The sequence below is a fragment of the Phyllobacterium sp. 0TCS1.6A genome (assembly GCF_026420825.1).
GTDB lineage: Bacteria > Pseudomonadota > Alphaproteobacteria > Rhizobiales > Rhizobiaceae > Phyllobacterium.
Genome location: NZ_JAPMAB010000001.1, coordinates 695,154 through 713,102, shown reverse-complemented (window position 1 = coordinate 713,102; position 17,949 = coordinate 695,154). Strand labels below are relative to the sequence as shown.

Annotated in this window: 15 protein-coding genes; 5 read left to right on the top strand and 10 right to left on the bottom strand. The window is 63.9% G+C overall.

Going from position 1 to position 17,949, the window contains the following annotated elements; translation table 11 throughout:
• Positions 1–8: 8 nt before the first annotated feature.
• From OSJ75_RS03450 to OSJ75_RS03410, 9 genes are all read right to left on the bottom strand, one after another.
• Entirely contained in the window at positions 9–1,670 is a 1,662-nt protein-coding gene (locus OSJ75_RS03450; protein ID WP_267226937.1) for an ABC transporter ATP-binding protein, read from the bottom strand.
• A complete protein-coding gene (locus tag OSJ75_RS03445) occupies positions 1,670–2,494 on the bottom strand; it encodes an ABC transporter permease (protein ID WP_250014137.1) in 825 nt (274 codons plus the stop codon). Before OSJ75_RS03445 ends, OSJ75_RS03450 begins: the two co-directional genes overlap by 1 nt.
• An 8-nt stretch (positions 2,495–2,502) precedes the next feature.
• Positions 2,503–3,462 carry an ABC transporter permease gene (locus tag OSJ75_RS03440; RefSeq protein ID WP_250014136.1) on the bottom strand — a complete coding sequence of 320 codons (960 nt, stop codon included), beginning with the start codon at positions 3,460–3,462 and terminating at the stop codon, positions 2,503–2,505.
• A 13-nt stretch (positions 3,463–3,475) separates the two neighbouring features.
• Positions 3,476–5,065, bottom strand: coding sequence for an ABC transporter substrate-binding protein (locus OSJ75_RS03435; RefSeq protein WP_250014135.1), 1,590 nt, complete (start codon positions 5,063–5,065; stop codon positions 3,476–3,478).
• Between the two features lie 110 nt (positions 5,066–5,175).
• The gene (locus tag OSJ75_RS03430) at positions 5,176–7,179 is read right to left on the bottom strand and encodes a CocE/NonD family hydrolase (RefSeq protein WP_267226936.1); all 2,004 of its coding nucleotides are present in this window, start codon (positions 7,177–7,179) and stop codon (positions 5,176–5,178) included.
• Positions 7,180–7,358: 179 nt separating this feature from the next.
• Positions 7,359–8,177 carry an ABC transporter permease gene (locus OSJ75_RS03425; RefSeq protein WP_416362517.1) on the bottom strand — a complete coding sequence of 273 codons (819 nt, stop codon included), beginning with the start codon at positions 8,175–8,177 and terminating at the stop codon, positions 7,359–7,361.
• A 38-nt stretch (positions 8,178–8,215) separates the two neighbouring features.
• Positions 8,216–8,938, bottom strand: a complete 723-nt coding sequence (locus tag OSJ75_RS03420) for an ABC transporter permease (protein ID WP_416362516.1) — start codon at positions 8,936–8,938, stop codon at positions 8,216–8,218.
• 96 nt (positions 8,939–9,034) lie between these two features.
• Positions 9,035–9,814, bottom strand: a complete 780-nt coding sequence (locus tag OSJ75_RS03415; protein WP_267226934.1) for a transporter substrate-binding domain-containing protein — start codon at positions 9,812–9,814, stop codon at positions 9,035–9,037.
• A 53-nt stretch (positions 9,815–9,867) separates the two neighbouring features.
• Complete coding sequence (locus tag OSJ75_RS03410) at positions 9,868–10,677, bottom strand: ABC transporter ATP-binding protein (protein WP_267226933.1); 810 nt, start codon at positions 10,675–10,677, stop codon at positions 9,868–9,870.
• 191 nt (positions 10,678–10,868) lie between these two features.
• Between OSJ75_RS03410 and OSJ75_RS03405 the strand changes: the two genes are divergently transcribed.
• From OSJ75_RS03405 to OSJ75_RS03390, 4 genes are read left to right on the top strand one after another with little or no spacing between them, the layout of a single operon-like run.
• Complete coding sequence (locus tag OSJ75_RS03405) at positions 10,869–11,741, top strand: dimethylarginine dimethylaminohydrolase family protein (RefSeq protein ID WP_250014127.1); 873 nt, start codon at positions 10,869–10,871, stop codon at positions 11,739–11,741.
• Complete coding sequence (locus OSJ75_RS03400; RefSeq protein WP_250014125.1) at positions 11,738–12,391, top strand: TetR family transcriptional regulator C-terminal domain-containing protein; 654 nt, start codon at positions 11,738–11,740, stop codon at positions 12,389–12,391. The genes OSJ75_RS03405 and OSJ75_RS03400 overlap by 4 nt, the downstream gene beginning before the upstream one ends.
• On the top strand, positions 12,391–13,578 hold the full coding sequence (locus OSJ75_RS03395) for a pyridoxal phosphate-dependent aminotransferase (protein ID WP_250014399.1): 1,188 nt from the start codon (positions 12,391–12,393) through the stop codon (positions 13,576–13,578). The genes OSJ75_RS03400 and OSJ75_RS03395 overlap by 1 nt, the downstream gene beginning before the upstream one ends.
• Positions 13,575–15,161 (top strand): 5-guanidino-2-oxopentanoate decarboxylase, encoded by a 1,587-nt coding sequence (locus OSJ75_RS03390; protein WP_267226932.1) that lies wholly within the window; start codon positions 13,575–13,577, stop codon positions 15,159–15,161. Before OSJ75_RS03395 ends, OSJ75_RS03390 begins: the two co-directional genes overlap by 4 nt.
• Positions 15,162–15,191: 30 nt before the next feature.
• On the opposite strand, the gene OSJ75_RS03385 is transcribed toward OSJ75_RS03390, so the two are convergent.
• The gene (locus OSJ75_RS03385; protein WP_267226931.1) at positions 15,192–16,616 is read right to left on the bottom strand and encodes an aldehyde dehydrogenase family protein; all 1,425 of its coding nucleotides are present in this window, start codon (positions 16,614–16,616) and stop codon (positions 15,192–15,194) included.
• Positions 16,617–16,940: 324 nt separating this feature from the next.
• Here OSJ75_RS03385 and OSJ75_RS03380 point away from each other — a divergent pair, with 324 nt between their 5' ends.
• The gene (locus tag OSJ75_RS03380) at positions 16,941–17,942 is read left to right on the top strand and encodes an ABC transporter substrate-binding protein (RefSeq protein ID WP_250014119.1); all 1,002 of its coding nucleotides are present in this window, start codon (positions 16,941–16,943) and stop codon (positions 17,940–17,942) included.
• The last annotated feature ends 7 nt before the right edge of the window (positions 17,943–17,949 follow it).

Below are 17,949 nucleotides of genomic sequence, written 5' to 3'. Positions count from 1 at the left end.
ACCAGCCCTCAATTGCCGGCGCTGGCCATCTTGCGGGTCTTCATCGCGTTTTCCAGCCAGCCGAGCTCCATTTCCGGCACGGAGGACAGCAGCAGTTCCGTATAGGCGTCGAAGGGCGGCTTCAGCACCTCGTCGCGTGGCCCGTAGCGCACCACCTCGCCGCGATACATGACCGCGATGGAATCCGAGATCGATTTCACCGTGGCGAGATCGTGCGTGATGAACAGATAGGCGACGTTCTCCTCCTGCTGCAGGGCGAGCAGCAGCTTCAGGATGCCGTCGGCCACCAGCGGATCGAGCGCGCTCGTCACCTCGTCGCAGATGATCAGCTTGGGCTTGGCCGCGAGCGCACGGGCGATGCAGACGCGCTGCTTCTGCCCGCCCGACAGTTCCGCCGGATAGCGATCGGCGAAGCCCTTGCCCATCTCGATCTTGTCCAGAAGCTCGGCGACGCGCCTGTCGCGCTCGCTGCCGCGCATGTTGAAATAGAATTCCAGCGGCCGGCCGATGATCGTGCCGACCGTCTGGCGCGGGTTCATCGCCGTATCCGCCATCTGGTAGATCATCTGCAATTCACGCAGATCGTCGCGCTTGCGGCTGGCGAGCCGCGGCGAAAGCTGCCGCCCGTCGAACTCGATGCTGCCTTCCATCGGCGGCAGCAGCCCGGTGATCACCCGCGCCAGCGTCGACTTGCCGGAACCGGATTCGCCGACCACCGCCACCGTCTGCCCGAGATGGATGTCGAGCGAGACGTTCTTCAACACCTTGACCTGCCCGCCGCCATAGGCCGCGGTGATGCCCCTCGCCGCGAGGATAGGCGCGCCGGAAGCGGGCTTCTGCCGGTGCGGGATGTGATGGACCGAGACGAGCTGGCGCGTATAGTCCTCGCGCGGCTCCTTGATGATCTGCCGGGTTTCGCCATATTCCACCATCTTGCCATGGCGCAGCACCATGATGTCGTCCGCCACCTGGGCAACGACGGCAAGATCATGGGTGATGTAGAGCGCCGCCACATTGGTGTCGCGGATCGCATCCTTGATCGAGGCCAGAACGTCGATCTGCGTCGTCACGTCCAGCGCCGTCGTCGGCTCGTCGAAGACGATGAGATCGGGCTCCGAGCACAGCGCCATGGCGGTCATCGCCCGCTGCAGCTGTCCGCCGGAGACCTGATGCGGAAAACGGTCGCCGAACGTATCGGGATTGGGCAGGCCGAGCTTGCGGAACAGGCCGACGGCGCGCTTTTCCGCCTCGGCCCTGGAGCATATCCTGTGCTGGCGCGCCGCTTCCGTCACCTGGTCCATCAGCTTGCGCGCCGGATTGAACGCGGCGGCGGCCGATTGCGCCACGTAGCACACCTCCCGCCCCCGCACCTGGCGCAGCAGCCGCGCCCCGCCCTTGGTGATGTCGCGGCCATTGAGCACCACTTCGCCGCCGGTGATGCGCACGCCGCCGCGGCCATAGCTCATGCTGGAAAGGCCGACGGTGGATTTGCCGGCGCCGGATTCGCCGATCAGCCCGAGCACCTTGCCGCGCTCCAGCGCCAGCGATACGCCATCGACGATGACGATGTCGCGCGGCGGCTCTCCCGGCGGATAGCTCGTCGCCTCGATGCGCAGGCCGCGTATGTCGAGCAGCCGCGCGCTCTTGTCCTTTGCCGCAAGCCTCGCCATCAGCCGCGCCCTCCCTTGAGACTTGTAGTGCGGTTCAATATCCAGTCGGCGACGAGATTGACCGATATCGCCAGGACGGCGATCGCCGCCGCCGGAATGAGCGCCGCGGGAATGCCGAAGACGATGCCCTCCTTGTTTTCCTTGACCATGCCGCCCCAATCCGCGTCCGGCGGCTGCACGCCGAGCCCGAGGAAGGAGAGCGCGGAGAGGAAGAGCACCGCGAAGATGAAGCGCAGGCCGAGTTCCGCCACCAGCGGCGTCAGCGCATTGGGCAAAATCTCGCGGAAGATGACCCACATCTTGCCCTCGCCGCGAAGCTTGGCCGCCTCGACGAAATCCATGACATTGATGTCCACCGCCACGGCGCGGGCAAGGCGGTAGACACGCGTCGCGTCGAGAAGACCCATCACCAGGATGAGCGTGACCACATTGGTCGGCAGCACCGAAAGCACCACCAGCGCGAAGATCAGCGTCGGTATCGCCATGATCAGATCGACGAAACGCGACATGAGCTGATCGAACCAGCCGCCGATGACCGCCGCCGCGAAGCCGAGGACCGAACCCAGTATGAACGACAGGGCGGTGGCGAGCGCGGCGATGAAGATGGTGATGCGCGCGCCATAGATCAGGCGCGACAGGAGATCGCGCCCGAGATTGTCGGTGCCGAGCAGATATTTCGCCGACATGGGCTCCCAGACGTCGCCGACGGTTTCGCCTACGGGATAAGGCGCGACCCATGGCGCGAACACGGCGGCGAAGACGAAGAGCGCGGTGAGAACGAGGCCGATCCAGGCGCTGACGGGAATGTTCCTGATGCTTGACATGGCCGGCCTCATTTCGGGTGCCTGAGGCGAGGATTGGAGACGATCGCCACGATGTCGGCGACGATGTTGAGCGTCACATAGACGGCGGCGAAGACCAGCCCGCAGGCCTGGACCACCGGCACGTCCCGCTTGGCCACATGGTCGACCAGATATTGCCCCATGCCCGGATAGACGAAGATGACCTCGACCACGACGACGCCGACGACGAGGAAGGCAAGGTTGAGCATGACGACATTGACGATCGGCGCGACGGCATTCGGAAAGGCGTGCCGGGTGATGATCTGCAACGGCGTCAGGCCCTTGAGCTCCGCCGTCTCCACATAGGCCGATTGCATCACGTTCAGGATGGCGGCGCGGGTCATGCGCATCATGTGGGCGAGCACCACCAGCGTCAGCACCGTCACCGGCAATGCGATGGCGCTGAGCCGCTCACCGAGCGTCATGCCGTCGAAAACGGTGGAGACGCTCGGGAACCATTGCAGGCGCACGGCGACGAAATAGATCAACAGGTAGCCGGTGAAGAATTCGGGCAGCGAGGTCGATGCCAGCCCGAGGCCGGAAATGAGCCTGTCGACGAAACCGTTGCGATAGCGCACCGCGAGCAGGCCGAGGCCGATCGCCAGCGGAATGGAGACGATCGCGGCCCAGAAGGCCAGGAACAGCGTATTCCACAGCCTGCCCTTCAACGACGACGCTATGTCCTGCCCGCTCGACAAGGCGGTGCCGAGATCGCCGGTGAGCACGCCGCCGAGCCAGCGGAAATAACGGATATAGGCCGGATCGTTCAGCCCCATGTCCCGCCGCAGGTTTTCGAGCGCCTGCGGCGTGGCGGACTGGCCCAATATGGATTGCGCAACGTCACCGGGCAGGATCTGGGTGCCGACGAAGATCAGCACCGAGACCGCCAGGAGCAGCAGGATGCCCATCGCTATGCGCTGGGCAACCAGTTTGAGTACCGGGAGGCTCATCCGAACGGCCCGGTCAGGCGTTCAGCCAGCAGCGCGACAGCGCATAACCCCCGCTCATCTCCTGATTGCCGTCAGGCACCCAGCCGCCGACCTTGGCGCTGGTCGCATCGATGAAATCGTTGAACATCGGCACGATCACGCCGCCCTCGTCGCGCACGATCGTCCCCATGTCGCGATAGATCTGCTTGCGCTTGGTCTCGTCCAGCTCGCCGCGCGCCGTAATCAGCATCTTGTCGAACTTCTCGTTGAAGAAGCGCGTATCGTTCCAGTCCGCGGTCGACAGATAGGCGGTCGAATACATCTGGTCCTGCGTCGGGCGTCCGCCCCAGTAGGATTCGGAGAATGGCTGCTTGTTCCACACCTCCGACCAGTAGCCGTCGCCCGGCTCGCGCTTGACCTCGATGGTGATCCCGGCCTTCGCGGCGCTCTGCTGGTAGAGCTGGGCCGCATCGACTGCGCCCGGAAAGGCGACATCCGACGTGCGCAGGAGGACAGGACCGTCATGGCCGGACTTCTTGAAATGGAAGGCAGCCTTGTCGGGATCATAGGCGCGCTGCTCGATATCGTCCGAGAACAGCGGATAGGCCTTGTTGATGGGGAAATCATTGCCGACCGAGCCATAGCCGCGCAGGATCTTCTCCACCATGTCCTCGCGGTTCATCGCATATTTCAGCGCCAGCCGCAGGTCGTTATTGTCGAATGGCGCAGTGTTGCAATGGGCGATGAACACGTAATGCCCCTTGCCGGCGACGTTCTGGATGGTGACGCCCGGCACGCGCTTGACGAGATCGACGATCTTCGGCTCGACGCGGTTGATCATGTGGACCTGGCCCGACTGCAGCGCGGATGTGCGCGCCGTGGCGTCGTTGATGACGATGATCTCGATCTGCTCGGCATGGCCGCGCTTGTCGCCGTTCCAGTAATTGGCGAATTTCGCGCCGATATGCCGTACGCCCGGCTCTTCCGTCACCACCTTGTAGGGTCCGGTGCCGATGCCGGCGGTCGGCTTGTCCTTGCCGCCATTGGGCTGGATCATCAGGTGATAATCATCCAGCAGGAACGGCAGGTCGGCATTGGGCTCCTTGAGCGTGAAGACGACCGTGTCGCCATCGCGCTTGACATTGGAGATGCCGCCCATGACGCCGAGAGCGCCGGATTTCGAATTGGCGTCCGAATGCCGCTCCATGGTCGCGACCACATCGTCTGGCGTCATCGTCTTGCCATCGTGGAACTCGACATCCTTGCGGATCTTGAAGGTCCAGACCTTGGCGTCGTCCGAGGAGCCCCATTCCTCGGCGAGCTTGGCCTGGAGCGTGCCGTCGGGCTGGATTTCCACCAGCTGTTCGCCCCATTGGCGGCCGAACTTGTAGGGAACCTGGCTCTGCCAGGTGGCGGGGTCGAGACTGTCCGTCGAGGCGCCGCCCTGCATGCCGGCCTTGAGCGTGCCGCCCTTGACGGGCCCTTCGGCCAGCGCGGCGCTGCCGAGCAGGGAATTGGCGAAAACGCTGGTGACGCCAAGGGCCGCGGCCCGGCCGAGGAAGTCGCGGCGCGACAGTTTTCCCTGGGCTACCCGGCGGCTGAGATAATCGAGTTCTCTGGACATTCTACTTTCCCCTTCTTTTTATGGAGGCGCATGGCGCCAGCCGGTTATGTGAAATATTCAACTCTATCGTCGCAAATTTCAACTTGTCATTCCAGTCGCGGTGCAATGCCTCAAATGAAATGGCGTTCGATCGTTTCGTCAAAGTCCCGCTCGAACGCGAGTTCGTCGTTCTCATAGGCCTCGATGCGGCCCGTGAGATAAAAATGCCCGGCGTCCGAGCGCATCGTCGTGAAGGTCTCCGTCCTTATCCGCCAGTCGTCCCGTCCGGATATTTCCGTCCAGTGCGTCTCGCCGCGCGCCGACAGCGGATCGCCCGGATCGATCTCCCAGCGCTCGCGGGCGGTGCCGCCATGGATCAGCCCGTGGTCGCGGTCGCGGGCCTCGCCGAAATCATCCTCGATGACGAGCGCGATCCTGCCGCTGACCTGGTCATGCTCGATATGGCGCCTGTTGGCGGCTTCCCGCAGGATGTCGAGCTGCCATGGCGCGGCCGCTTCCGGTTCGGCGAAGGTCCATTCATCGCCCTCGGCCAGCTTGCGCGCGGGAATGTCGATCCGGCCGGCGCTCAATGTCAGGCTTGCCTGCTCCGGCGAGGGCCAGACCATCGGCCAGTAGGACGAGGAAACGGCCACCCTCAGCCTGTGCCCGGCCGGGATGCGATAGGCGATGTCGTCGAGCTTGAAGCTGATGCGGTATTCCTGCCCCGGTTCCAGCGGCTGCGGCGCGTCGTGGCCGCCGCGATGGCAAAGATTGAAGACGCCATAGGTGATCCGCGTCGAGGCGCCGTCCGGATGCACGTCGCAGAGCCGCACGGCGACCATCGCCACCGGCCTGTCGCTCGCCAGCGTCAAGCTGATTTCCGGCGCGCCGACAATGTCGATCGTCTCGTCCAGCGTCCGGTCGTAGCATAGCGACAGCGCATCGTCGCGGCGCTGGTCGCCCGGCAGTTCCGGCCCCAGCCATATGGCGCAATATTCGCCGCCCATCATGCCGCAATCCTGCGGCGAGGAGACGAGATGGGCGAAAGCCGCACCGGCTTCGTCGGCCAGCACCATGCCGGAACCGAGATGGTAGCTGCGGCTGCCGATCGTGGCGGACGGCCATTGCGGCTCGGCGATCCAGCGCCCCGGGCGCTCCGTGTACCAGCTCTTCGGCCGGACGCTGTCCATGAGGTAGCCGCGATAGGCCGGATCGTCCTCGACGCCGGTGTCGATATCCTTCAGCCAGCGATCCCACCAGCGCAGTGCCTCCTGCAGGAAGCCGATGCGCGGCGCCGGCACGGCGAAATGCGGATATTTGTGCACCCAGGGGCCGATGATGCCCTTCACCGGCGCGCCGATGCCCTGCATCAGCCGCGCCACGGCGTTCTTGTAGGCATCGCCCCAGCCGCCGATGGCCAGGGTCGCCGCCTTGATCGAAGCGAAATCCTCGCAGACGGAACCGCGCTTCCAATAGGCGTCGCGCGTCTGGTGCCGCAGCCAGACCGCCGGCAGGAACGGTTCGTTCTCCAGCCGCTCGCGCCACATGTCGCGCCATTTCTCGCCGCGCAAGGCAGGGTCCGGCGCGCGCGAGGAATAGGCCAGCATCGTCGCGCCCCAGCCGAGATTCTCGTTGAGCAGCAGCCCGCCCTTGTAATGGATATCGTCGGCATAGCGGTCGTCGGTGGAACAGAGCGTGATGATCGCCTTGAGCGCCGGCGGCTGCAGGGCCGCGACCTGCAGCGAATTGAACCCGCCCCAGGAAATTCCCATCATGCCGACGGTGCCGCTGCACCAGGGCTGGCTGGCGATCCAGGCGATGACATCGCAGGCGTCGCCTAGCTCCTGTTCGGAATATTCATCCTCCATCAGTCCTTCGGAATCGCCATTGCCGCGCATGTCGACGCGCAGGCAGGCATAGCCATGGCCGGCGAAATAGGGATGGGTGAGATTGTCCCGCGCAGTGGTGCCGTCGCGCTTGCGGTAGGGAAGAAATTCCAGGATCGCCGGCACCGGCTGTTCGGAAGCGTCGTCCGGCATCCAGACCCGCGCCGAGAGCCGGCAGCCATCCGGCATTGCGATGCCCATGTCGGCATGTTCGATGATATTGCGTGGAAACCTGTCTACCGTCCGCATTACCCGCCCTTGTTGCCTCGCCCCGATGGAAATGGACGAACCGCCTGCAGCCGCCGGCGGTCGAGCCCTGATTCCCGTCTTTACGAGGTTTACCTATGCCACTATGCGCACTTGCTCAACCGCTGCATAAAACACTTGCGACATTCGAGCCGTTATTTGCGCCACCTTCCCATTCTTCCTCAACCGAGACGCGAGGGGATCAGCCGTTCCAGCTTGCGGAACAGAAAAACGATGATGCCGGTGATGATCAGGTAACCGGCGGCCAGCAGCAGGAGCGGCTCATAGGTGATGAACGTATCCTGCCGCACGCGCGAGGCGACCGAATAAAGATCGACCACCGTGATGGTTGCGACAAGCGGCGTCGATTTCAACTGCAGGACCGCCTCGCCCGCCAGCGTCGGCAACGCCCGGTGGATCGCCTGCGGCAGCCAGATGCGCCTGAGGATAGTGAAGCGCCGCATGCCGAAGGCGCGTGCCGCCTCGAGCTGACCCTTCGGCACGCCGGCAAAGGCTCCGCGCATGACCTCGCCCTCATAGCCGGCATAGGACAGCGTCAGCGCAAGCACCGCATAGGGCCAGGCCTGGCGCAGATAGGGCCAGAGCTCGGAACCCCTGATCCAGGGATATTGTGGAAAAAGCGAGCCGAGGCCGTAATAGAGCAGCCATAGTTGCAAGAGCAGCGGCGTGCCGCGAATGACGGTGCAGAACCATCTGGCCGGTATGGCGAAGATCGCGGGACCGGCCGCCTGCGCAAGGCCGAGCGGCACCGCCAGAAGAAAGCCCAGCACCACCGTCACGACGAGGATCCAGATCGTCCGCCACAAGCCCTGCAGGATCAGCCCGCCATAGGAGGGCAGCCAGTCCCAGCGCATGAAGATGGCTGCCGAAGCCACCAGCGCCAGGCCGATCAGCACCAGCACGATCCGGTGCGGCGGCATGTCCCTCAGCCGGAATGGCGGCCCGCCCTCCTTGTGGATGGAAAAGGTATCCAGCGGCATTTCGAGCGGCGTTTCAAGCTTGGGTGCGGTATTGCTCATCAGCGCGCCCCTTTCGCCGATGGCAGGCCGCGGCGCGCCCATTTCTCGATCCGGCCGATGATGGCGTTGGAAAACAGCGTGACAAGGAGATAGAGCGCGCCCGCCGCCATGAAGAACAGGAAATAGGCCTTGGTGGCCCCGGCCGCCTGCCGCGTCTCCAGCGTCAGTTCGCTGAAGCCCACCACGGCCAGCAAGGCTGTGTCCTTGGTGGAAATGAGCCAGAGATTGGCCAATCCCGGCAACGCATAGGGCAGCATCGCCGGCAGCGTAATGCGCCGCATCATCAGCATCGGCCCCATGCCATAGGCGCGCGCCGCTTCGATCTCGCCTTGCGGTATGGCCTTGATCGCGCCGCGCAGCACTTCCGTCGCATAGGCGCCCTGCACGAAGCCGAGCACGACGATCCCCGCCACCAGCCCATTGATGTCGACCCGGGCATAGCCGGCGGATTCGAGCACGCGGTTGATGAGATCGGTACCGGCATAATAGAGAAGAAGGATCAGCACGAGTTCGGGAACCGCGCGCACCACGGTGGTATAGATCGCCGCGAGATCCCTGGCGATCGGCCCGCCATAGAGCTTGGCATAGGCGCCGAGCGTGCCGATCATCAGTCCCATGGCGAAGGCGCCGAAGGCGATCTGCAGCGAATGCAGCAGCCCGCGCAGGAGATTGCCGCCCCAGCCGGGCGGGCTGGGCGACAGCAGTGCCAGAAGGTCGAGCACAGCCTGCGGCACGAGGGATGCGTCGGTCAATCCAGCCTCACTTGAACGCTTGTCGGGACGGGAAAGCCGGGACCGTCAGGCCCCGGCCAGCGAGGCTCAACCGCCGAAAATATCGAAGTCGAAGTACTTCTTCGAGATTTCGTCATATTTGCCGTTGGCGCGGATGCCCTTGATCGCGGCGTTCATCTTTTCCTTCATCGCCGTATCGCCCTTGCGTATGCCGACGCCGACACCCGGCCCCAGCACTTCGAGATCGTCGGCGACCTTGCCCTTGATCTCGCAGCAGGCCTTGCCGGTATCCGTGGCGGCGAAAGTCTCCAGCGCAAGCGCATCGGCCTGCGTCGCGTCGATGCGTCCGGCCGCGAGGTCCTGATTGGCTTCGTCCTGCGTCTGGTATTCCTTGATCTCGGCCGCGGTATCGCCGAAATGCTTCTTCACATAGGCCTGGTGCACGGTCGAGACCTGGACGCCGATGATCTTGTCCTTCAGCCCCTCCGGCGTCGGTTCCATCTTCACGTCCTTCGAGCCAAGAATGACCGTCGGCGTATTATAGTACTTGTCCGAAAAATCGATGGTTTTCTCGCGCTCGGCGGTGATCGACATCGAGGCGGTGATGATGTCGATCTTCTTCGTGGTCAGCGCCGGAATGATGCCATCCCACGACACCGGCGTGATCTCGCAGTCGAGCTTGGCCTCCTCGCACAGCGCCATGGCGATCTCGACTTCCCAGCCCTGCCACTTGCCGGAAGCATCCGGCGAGGCGAAGGGCGGATAGGGTTCCGCGGCAATGCCGACTTTCACGGTCTCGGCCTTGGCCATACCCATCGTGGCGGCCACGACACAGGCGGCGATGGCTGATTTTACGAGCATCTTCATTCTGGTCTCCATGCTTGTTGTTCCCCGGTTTTCCCGTTCATTGTTAATTTCATTCATGAGACAGTGCGTATAAACTGTTTCAAACGCTCGGATTTTGGCGATCCGAACAATTCGTCCGGCGGCCCTTCCTCCTCCACGATCCCATTATGCAGATAGATGACATGGCTCGCGACCTCGCGGGCGAACTTCATCTCATGCGTCACCAGCAGCATCGTGCGGCCTTCAGCGGCCAGGTCGGCGATGACCTTGAGCACCTCGCCCACCAGTTCCGGATCGAGCGCCGATGTCGGCTCGTCGAACAGCATCACGCGCGGCTGAATGGCCAGCGCCCGCGCAATGGCGGCGCGTTGCTGCTGCCCGCCCGACAGAAAGGCGGGATAGACGTCGCGCTTCGCCGACAGGCCGACGCGTTCCAGCAATTGCTCGCCGATCGCCACCGCCTCGTCGCGCTTCATGCCGAGAACGTGGATCGGCACCTCGACCACGTTCTGGATCAAGGTCATGTGCTGCCAAAGGTTGAAATTCTGGAACACCATGCCGAGACGGCTTCTGATGCGCTCGATCTGGCGCCGGTTGGCCGGCACCTGCCCGCCCGCGCCGTCGCTGACCATCTCGACCTCCTCGCCATTGATGCGAATGACGCCGCTGGTCGGGTTTTCGAGGAAGTTGACGCAGCGCAGGAAGGTCGATTTTCCCGAACCGCTGCCGCCGATGAGCGCGACGACATCGCCATCCTTCGCCGTCAGCGAGACGCCCTTGAGTACTTCCAGTGCGCCGAAGCGCTTGTGCAGGTTCGAGACATGGAGCGCCTCGCCTTGCGGGGCCGAAGGATGGGTGAGCGGGCTGGCGGTGCTCATCGTCATTCGGATGATCCCATCTGGCTCATTCGGACGATCCCATCCGGGCTGGGACTGCAGAAATCATCATAACGATATTGATCCGCCTCTTTTGTCAGCACAGGTCTTGCTTGCCTGAATTTAACGCATCACACCACTTGCGCTCTAATTATGCAAGCGTATAAATATCGTCCGCGACAATTTTTCGAGAGCATCAGATGACCGCATTCGGTTCCCAATCCATGGCCCTGCCCCTCAAACGCGTCATCATGCGCATGCCCGACAGGGTCATGGCCGGTGCGGAACCCCATGTCTGGCACTATGGCGAGCAGTTCGACCCCATCCGCGCCTCGGAGCAGCATCGCGTCTTCGCCGATCTCGTTGCGCGCTCGGGCGCCGATATCACCTGGATCAGGGACGGCAATGACGGACTTTCGGATTCGATCTTCACGCACGACCCTTCGCTTGTGACCGACCATGGCGCGGTGCTTCTGCGCATGGGCAAGCGCCTGCGCATGGAGGAGCCGGACCTTCATGGCGACACCTACCAGCAGATGGGCGTGCCTTTGCTTGGCAGGATCGAGGCCCCGGGCACCGTCGAAGGCGGCGATTGCGTCTGGGTCGATGCGACGACGCTTGCCGTCGGCCGCGGCGTGCGCACCAACCAGGCCGGCATCGAACAGCTGGCCGCGATCCTGAGGCCTTTCGGCATCAGCGTTCTCGGCTTCGACCTGCCGCTCTGGCATGGCGAAGAGGCCTGCCTGCACCTGATGTCGATCATCTCGCCCCTCGCCGAAGATCTGGCGCTCGTGCACATGCCGCTGCTGCCCGCCGCCTTCTACCAATTGTTGAAGCAGCGCGGCATTCGCCTGATCGCGGCGCCGGAACAGGAATTCGCCGCCAGCAACGGCCTCAACCTCAATGTCCTGCCGACCGCGCCCTTCGAGGTGATCGCCGTCGCCGGCTTCGATGGCACGAGGGCGGTGATGGAAGCTGCCGGCTGCACGGTGACCACTTTCGAGGCCGACGCGCTGTGCATCGCCTGCGAGGGCGGCCCGACCTGCCTGACGCGGCCCGTCTGGCGCCAATGAAGCCGCAGCCCGCCACACGCAAGAGCTTCCGCCGCGAGGGCGAGGACAAGCGCCGCGAGGATCTCATCGCCGCGACGCTGCAATGTGTGGCGGAGCGCGGGCTCGCCGGGGCGACCGTGCGCGAAATTGCACTGAGGGCCGATGTAACCCCCGGCCTCATCCGCTATTATTTCCCCGCCAAGGACGATCTGATCGGCGCCGCCTACCGGGCGGTCATGGGCAGGATGACCGTCCAGGCCGGCGCTGCCCTGCTCAATGCCGATGACAATCCCCGCTCCCGCCTTGCGGCCTTCGTCACCGCCAATCTCGGCGCGCCGATCATGGACCCGCACAATCTGTCGCTCTGGGCCGGCTTCATCGGCCTCGTTCATGCGGACGCCGCCATGGCCGCCGCCCACCGGGACGGCTATCTCGGCTTTCGCGACGAGCTGGAAGCGCTGATCCGCGCCGCCTTGCTGGCCGAGGGCAAGCCCGCAGCGCCCGCCATCACCCGCAGGCACGCCATCGCCATCAATGCCGTCATCGACGGCCTCTGGCTCGAAGGCTGCCTTGCCGGCGATATTTTCAGCGATGGGGAGTTGGCCGCGACCGGCATCGGCGCTATCGAGGCTATACTTGGAATCTCACTAACCGAAGGAGGCGCCCAATGATGCGCTTTGCATCCGTCACCGATCGCCTTGCAGGACTGGGCTCCGACAAATGGGCGGTGCACATGCGCGCCCGCGAAATGAAGCGCGAGGGCATCGATATCGTCGAGCTCACCATTGGCGAGCCCGATATCCCGACCCCGGCCGACATGATCGACATTGCCGACAAGGCCATGCGCGCCGGCCGCACCGGCTATTCGAACGGGCGCGGCGAACCGGCCGTGCTGGCGGAGCTTGCCCGCAAATATACGCTGCGGACCGGCCGCCAGATCGATGCCGACAACATCATGTGCTTCCCCGGCACGCAGACGGCGCTGTCGCTCGTCATGCTCGGCCTTGCCGAGGCGGGCGACGAGATCATCACCGGCGATCCGCTCTACGCCACCTATGACGGCGTCATCAGGGCAACGGGCGCAACGCGCGTATCGGTTCCGCTGCATGTGGAAAACGGCTTCCGCATGCAGGCCGCGGACCTCGAAAAGGTCATCACGCCACGCTCGAAGGTGCTGCTCCTGAATACGCCGCACAATCCGACCGGCGCCGTCCTCAGCGACAGGGAGATCGGCGAGATCGGCGAGGTCTGCCGGCGCCACAATCTCTGGATCGTGTCGGACGAGGTCTACGAACTTCTCATCTTCGACGGGAAGTTCGCTTCGCCTGTCGACCGCGCGGAACTGGCCGACCGGGCGATTGCGGTGGCTTCGATCTCCAAATCGCACGCGGCGCCGGGCTTTCGCAGCGGCTGGTGCGTCGGGCCGAAGGAGTTCACCCGGCGGCTGCTGCCGCTGTCGGAATCGCTGCTCTTCGGCGTGCAGCCCTTCATAGCCGACATGACCGCCTATGCGCTGGGCCAGCCAGCGGCGGCGGCGGCAACGATGCGGACCAATTTCCTGCGCCGCGCCGAGCGCATCTCCGAACGTCTCGACGGCGTTGCCGGCATCGTCTCGAAAGTGCCGCAGGCCGGCATGTTCATCCTCGCCGACATACGTGCGAGCGGCCTCAGCGGGCAGGATTTCGCCATGCGCCTCCTCGAGGAGGAACACGTCGCCGTCATGCCCGGCGAATCGTTCGGCGCCAACCTGTCCGGCTATCTGAGACTGAGCCTCAGCGTTGCCGACGACCAGATCGATACCGCCTGCGCCGGCATCGTCCGCCTCGCCTCCCGCCTCCAGCAACGGAAATCGGCATGACGACGGTCGGCGAAGCGCTCGTACAACTCCTTGAGGCCTATCATGTCGATACGGTGTTCGGCATTCCGGGCGTCCACACGATCGAACTCTATCGCGGCCTCGCGCGCTCCAGCATACGCCACATCACCCCGCGCCATGAACAGGGCGCCGGCTTCATGGCGGATGGTTATGCGCGCGCCACCGGCAAGCCCGGCGTCGCCTTCGTCATCACGGGACCGGGAATAACCAATACGATCACCGCCATGGGCCAGGCGCGCGCCGATTCCGTGCCGATGCTGGTCATTTCGGGCGTCAACCAGCGCGATTCCCTCGGCAAGGGCATGGGTTTCCTGCATGAATTGCCCAACCAGCGCGCCATGCTGCAGACCGTCGCGATGTTTTCGCACCGTATCGAGACGCCGGGCGAACTGCCCATCGTGCTTGCGCGCGCCTTCGCCCTCTTCGCCTCCAGGCGGCCCGGGCCTGTGCATATCGAAATCCCGCTCGACGTCATGGCGCTGCCGCTCGATGGCGCCCGGCGGCTCGATTTCGACGCGCCGCTGCCGCAGATGTCGGCGGAAACCATGGCCGAGCTCACCCGCCTCTGCGCAACGGCCGAACAACCGCTCATCCTGATCGGCGGCGGCGCGAAGGGGGCGGCGGCCGAAATCGCGCAGCTTGCCGAAAGGCTCGGCGCTCCGGTCGTTTCCACCACCAATGCGCGCGGCATCATGTATGGACATCCGCTGATCGTGCCGGCCAGCGCCAGCCTGAAGGCGGTGCGCAACCTGATCGCCGAAAGCGATCTCGTCATCGGCATCGGCACCGAGATGGGCCCGACCGATTACGACATGTATGGCGATGGCGGCTTTCCGGCGATGAAGCGCTTCGTCAGGATCGACATCGATGCGGCGCAACTGGACCGCTGGCCGGCATTCCTGCCGATCGAGGCCTCGGCGCAACAGGCGGTCTCGGCGCTCCTTGCCGCAATTCCCGATCGCCGCAATGCCGTTGCGGGCGAAAAGCGCGCCGCGAAGGTGCGCGAGGCGGCCTGGGCGGAACTCAGCCCCCGCACCCGGGCGCATGTCGGCTTTCTCAACATGCTGCGCGATACCTTGCCCGGTTCGCTCATCGTCGGCGACTCCACCCAGACCGTCTATTCCGGCAACATGTATTTCGACCATGACAGGGTCGGCGGCTGGTTCAATGCCGCAACCGGCTTCGGCGCCCTCGGTTTCGGCCCGCCCGCTGCCATCGGCGCGGCGCTCGGCAGGCCCGAAGCCGCGACCATCTGCCTTGTCGGTGATGGCGGTTTCCAGTTCGTGCTGGGCGAACTCGGCGCCGCAATCGACGAGGATGTGCCCGTCATCTTCATCGTCTGGAACAATAATGGCTATCAGGAGATCGAGCGGGCCATGGTGGAGGTGGACATCGAGCCCGTCGGCGTGCGTCCGTCGCCGCCGGACTACCTGCTGATAGCGCAGGCCTATGGCATCGAGGCAACCCGCCTCGCCTCCATCGACGAGTTGCCGGAAGCGCTGTCGAAGGCAAGAGCTGCGGGCAAGCCCTGCCTCATCGAGATCGAGGAAAGACTGGTCGGCTGACAGGCAGCCGACCAAAGCGCAATGCCGTGATCACGGTCTGTGGATCGTCTTGATCTCGAGGAAATCCTCGAGCCCGAATACGCCGCCTTCGCGGCCATTGCCGGATTGCTTGTAGCCGCCGAACGGGCTGCCATAGCGATGCGGGCCACCATTGATATGCACCATGCCGGCCTTCAGCCGCGACGCCACCCGTTCGGCCCGCTCCGGATCGCCGGTCTGCACATAGGCCGCAAGGCCATAGGGCGTATCATTGGCAATCTCGACGGCCTCCTCCTCGCTATCGAAGGGAATCAGTGCCAGCACCGGCCCGAAAACCTCCTCGCGCGCGATGCGCATGTCGTTGGTGACGTCAGCGAATATTGTCGGCTTGACGAAATAGCCGGTCTCGAAACCTTCCGGCTTGCCGGCTCCGCCGACGAGCACGCGGGCGCCTTCGTCGATGCCCGCCTTGATGAGGCTCTGCACGCGGCCGAACTGCACGTCGCTGACGAGAGGCCCGATATGATCGCCCTCCTCCTCCGGATTGCCGACGCGGGCCTTGGCGCCGGCCGCACGGGCAAGCTCCACCACCTTGTCATAGACGCCCCTCTGCACGAGCATGCGGGTCGGCGCATCGCAGGACTGGCCGCTATTGTTGAAGCATTCGGCGACGCTGGCAGGGATGCGCTCGCCGAGATCCGCGTCGTCGAAGACGATGTTGGGCGACTTGCCGCCGAGTTCCAGCGTCACCCGCTTGACCGTGTCGGCCGCATCCTTGCTGACGGTAATGCCGGCCCGCGTCGAACCGGTGAAGGACATCATGTCGACATCCCGGTGTTTCGACAGCGCTGCGCCGACGGTCGGGCCGTCGCCATTGACAAGATTGAACGTTCCGGCCGGAAAGCCCGCCTCGTCGATCATTTCCGCGTAGAGCAACGCATTCAGCGGCGTGAATTCGCTGGGTTTCAACACGCATGTCGAGCCGGTGGCCAGCGCCGGCACGACTTTCAGCGCGATCTGGTTGATCGGCCAGTTCCACGGCGTGATCAGCCCGCAGACGCCGATCGGCTCGCGCACGACGATATCGCCATTGGCCAGTTCCTCGCGCATGTGCAGCGTCTTCAGCCCGTCGATGAAGCCCGATAGGTGCCCGACGCCGACATCGGCCTGCTGTTCGGTGCTCATGCTGATCGGGGCGCCGAGTTCCCGGGTCAGGGTGCGCGCCACCTCGTCATAGCGGCGCTTGTAGACCGCCAGCAGTTTTTCGAGCAGCGCCAGCCTCTCTTCCACCGAGGTCCGGCTATAGGAACGGAAGGCCTGCCTTGCCGCGGCGACCGCCCTGTCGACATCGCCGGCCGTTCCCATGGAGATGACCGCAATGGGCTCCTCCGTCGCCGGATTGATGACTTCGAGATCGTTCGGCTGCAGCGGATCGACCCATTCGCCATTGATGTAGAACTTGCGCCTGTCGAGCATGGAACCTCCTCCTGGCCAGTATGCGAAAAGAACATTCTGCTGATGGCCAAACGGATTACAAGCGCGGATTGCGGGAAAGGATTACGGGGCCGCGTCTGATCCATGGCAACCGCCGGCAAGGCGATGTCGGCCGATGTCGCACACAGCACATGACTTGCCGCATTCGGGCTTTTCGCCACTGGCCCGCCACTCTATCCTTTTCCCCATGGTCCACATCTTCGATGATCGTTCGCCAAGAGGACCGGCCGCTGGCCATAGTGTCCGGAGAGCGAAGACGGCCATGATTCTCCGATCCGATTCGACATAAGAACAAGGGGTAAATTCATGAAGGCAGTATTATTGAGCGGTGTCATGGCAGTTGCACTGCTCGGAGCCGCTGGAGGCGCACAGGCGGCGGAATGCGGCGATGTCACCATCGCCAGCATGAACTGGCAATCGGCCGACGTTCTCGCCAATCTGGACAAGATCATCCTCAATGCCGGCTATGGCTGCAGTGCCGAAGTCATTCAGGGAGACACGATCCCCACCCTCACCTCCATGACCGAAAAAGGACAGCCCGACATCGCCCCTGAGGGCTGGGTGGATTTCATGCGCGACATCATGGACAAGGCGGTTGCCGACGGCAAGCTCGTCTACGCGTCCAAATCCTTGTCGGATGGCGGCATCCAGGGTTGGTGGATACCGAAATACCTCGCCGATGCCCATCCCGACATCAAGACCATCGACGACGCGCTGAAACATCCGGAACTGTTCCCGGCGCCGGAGGATTCGTCCAAGGGCGCTGTCTTCAACGGACCTCCCGGCTGGGGCGGCACTGTCGCGACTACGCAATTCTTCAAGGCCTATGACGCGCAGAAGCAGGGATTCACGCTGGTCGACACCGGCTCGGCTGCCGGTCTCGATGGCTCGCTGGCCAAGGCCTATGAGCGCAAGGAAGGCTGGCTCGGCTATTACTGGGAGCCGACGGCGCTGCTCGGCAAATACGCGATGGTCAAGCTCGATCATGGCGCGCAGTTCGATGCGGCGGAGTGGAAGCGCTGCAACACCGTCGCCGATTGCCCCGATCCGAAGAAGAACGACTGGGAAATCGCCGAGGTCAACACCGTCGTCACCAAGAAATTCGCCGACGAAGCCGGTCCTGTCATGGACTATCTCAAGGCGCGCTCCTGGGACAACAAGACCGTCAACCAGCTGCTTGCCTGGATGACCGAAAATCAGGCCACCGGCGAAGACGGAGCCAAATATTTCCTCAAGAACCACGAGGATATCTGGACGAAATGGGTCAGCGCCGATGTCGCCGAAAAGGTGAAGGCCGAGGTTCAATAAGCATTGC

What these genes read in the sequence shown, in the direction of transcription:
- OSJ75_RS03450 (WP_267226937.1), bottom strand. Translation starts at nt 1,670, where the DNA reads ATGGCGAGGCTTGCGGCAAAGGACAAGAGCGCGCGGCTGCTCGACATA.
- OSJ75_RS03445 (WP_250014137.1), bottom strand. Translation starts at nt 2,494, where the DNA reads ATGTCAAGCATCAGGAACATTCCCGTCAGCGCCTGGATCGGCCTCGTT.
- OSJ75_RS03440 (WP_250014136.1), bottom strand. Translation starts at nt 3,462, where the DNA reads ATGAGCCTCCCGGTACTCAAACTGGTTGCCCAGCGCATAGCGATGGGC.
- OSJ75_RS03435 (WP_250014135.1), bottom strand. Translation starts at nt 5,065, where the DNA reads ATGTCCAGAGAACTCGATTATCTCAGCCGCCGGGTAGCCCAGGGAAAA.
- OSJ75_RS03430 (WP_267226936.1), bottom strand. Translation starts at nt 7,179, where the DNA reads ATGCGGACGGTAGACAGGTTTCCACGCAATATCATCGAACATGCCGAC.
- OSJ75_RS03425 (WP_416362517.1), bottom strand. Translation starts at nt 8,177, where the DNA reads ATGCCGCTGGATACCTTTTCCATCCACAAGGAGGGCGGGCCGCCATTC.
- OSJ75_RS03415 (WP_267226934.1), bottom strand. Translation starts at nt 9,814, where the DNA reads ATGAAGATGCTCGTAAAATCAGCCATCGCCGCCTGTGTCGTGGCCGCC.
- OSJ75_RS03410 (WP_267226933.1), bottom strand. Translation starts at nt 10,677, where the DNA reads ATGACGATGAGCACCGCCAGCCCGCTCACCCATCCTTCGGCCCCGCAA.
- OSJ75_RS03405 (WP_250014127.1), top strand. Translation starts at nt 10,869, where the DNA reads ATGACCGCATTCGGTTCCCAATCCATGGCCCTGCCCCTCAAACGCGTC.
- OSJ75_RS03400 (WP_250014125.1), top strand. Translation starts at nt 11,738, where the DNA reads ATGAAGCCGCAGCCCGCCACACGCAAGAGCTTCCGCCGCGAGGGCGAG.
- OSJ75_RS03395 (WP_250014399.1), top strand. Translation starts at nt 12,391, where the DNA reads ATGCGCTTTGCATCCGTCACCGATCGCCTTGCAGGACTGGGCTCCGAC.
- OSJ75_RS03390 (WP_267226932.1), top strand. Translation starts at nt 13,575, where the DNA reads ATGACGACGGTCGGCGAAGCGCTCGTACAACTCCTTGAGGCCTATCAT.
- OSJ75_RS03385 (WP_267226931.1), bottom strand. Translation starts at nt 16,616, where the DNA reads ATGCTCGACAGGCGCAAGTTCTACATCAATGGCGAATGGGTCGATCCG.
- OSJ75_RS03380 (WP_250014119.1), top strand. Translation starts at nt 16,941, where the DNA reads ATGAAGGCAGTATTATTGAGCGGTGTCATGGCAGTTGCACTGCTCGGA.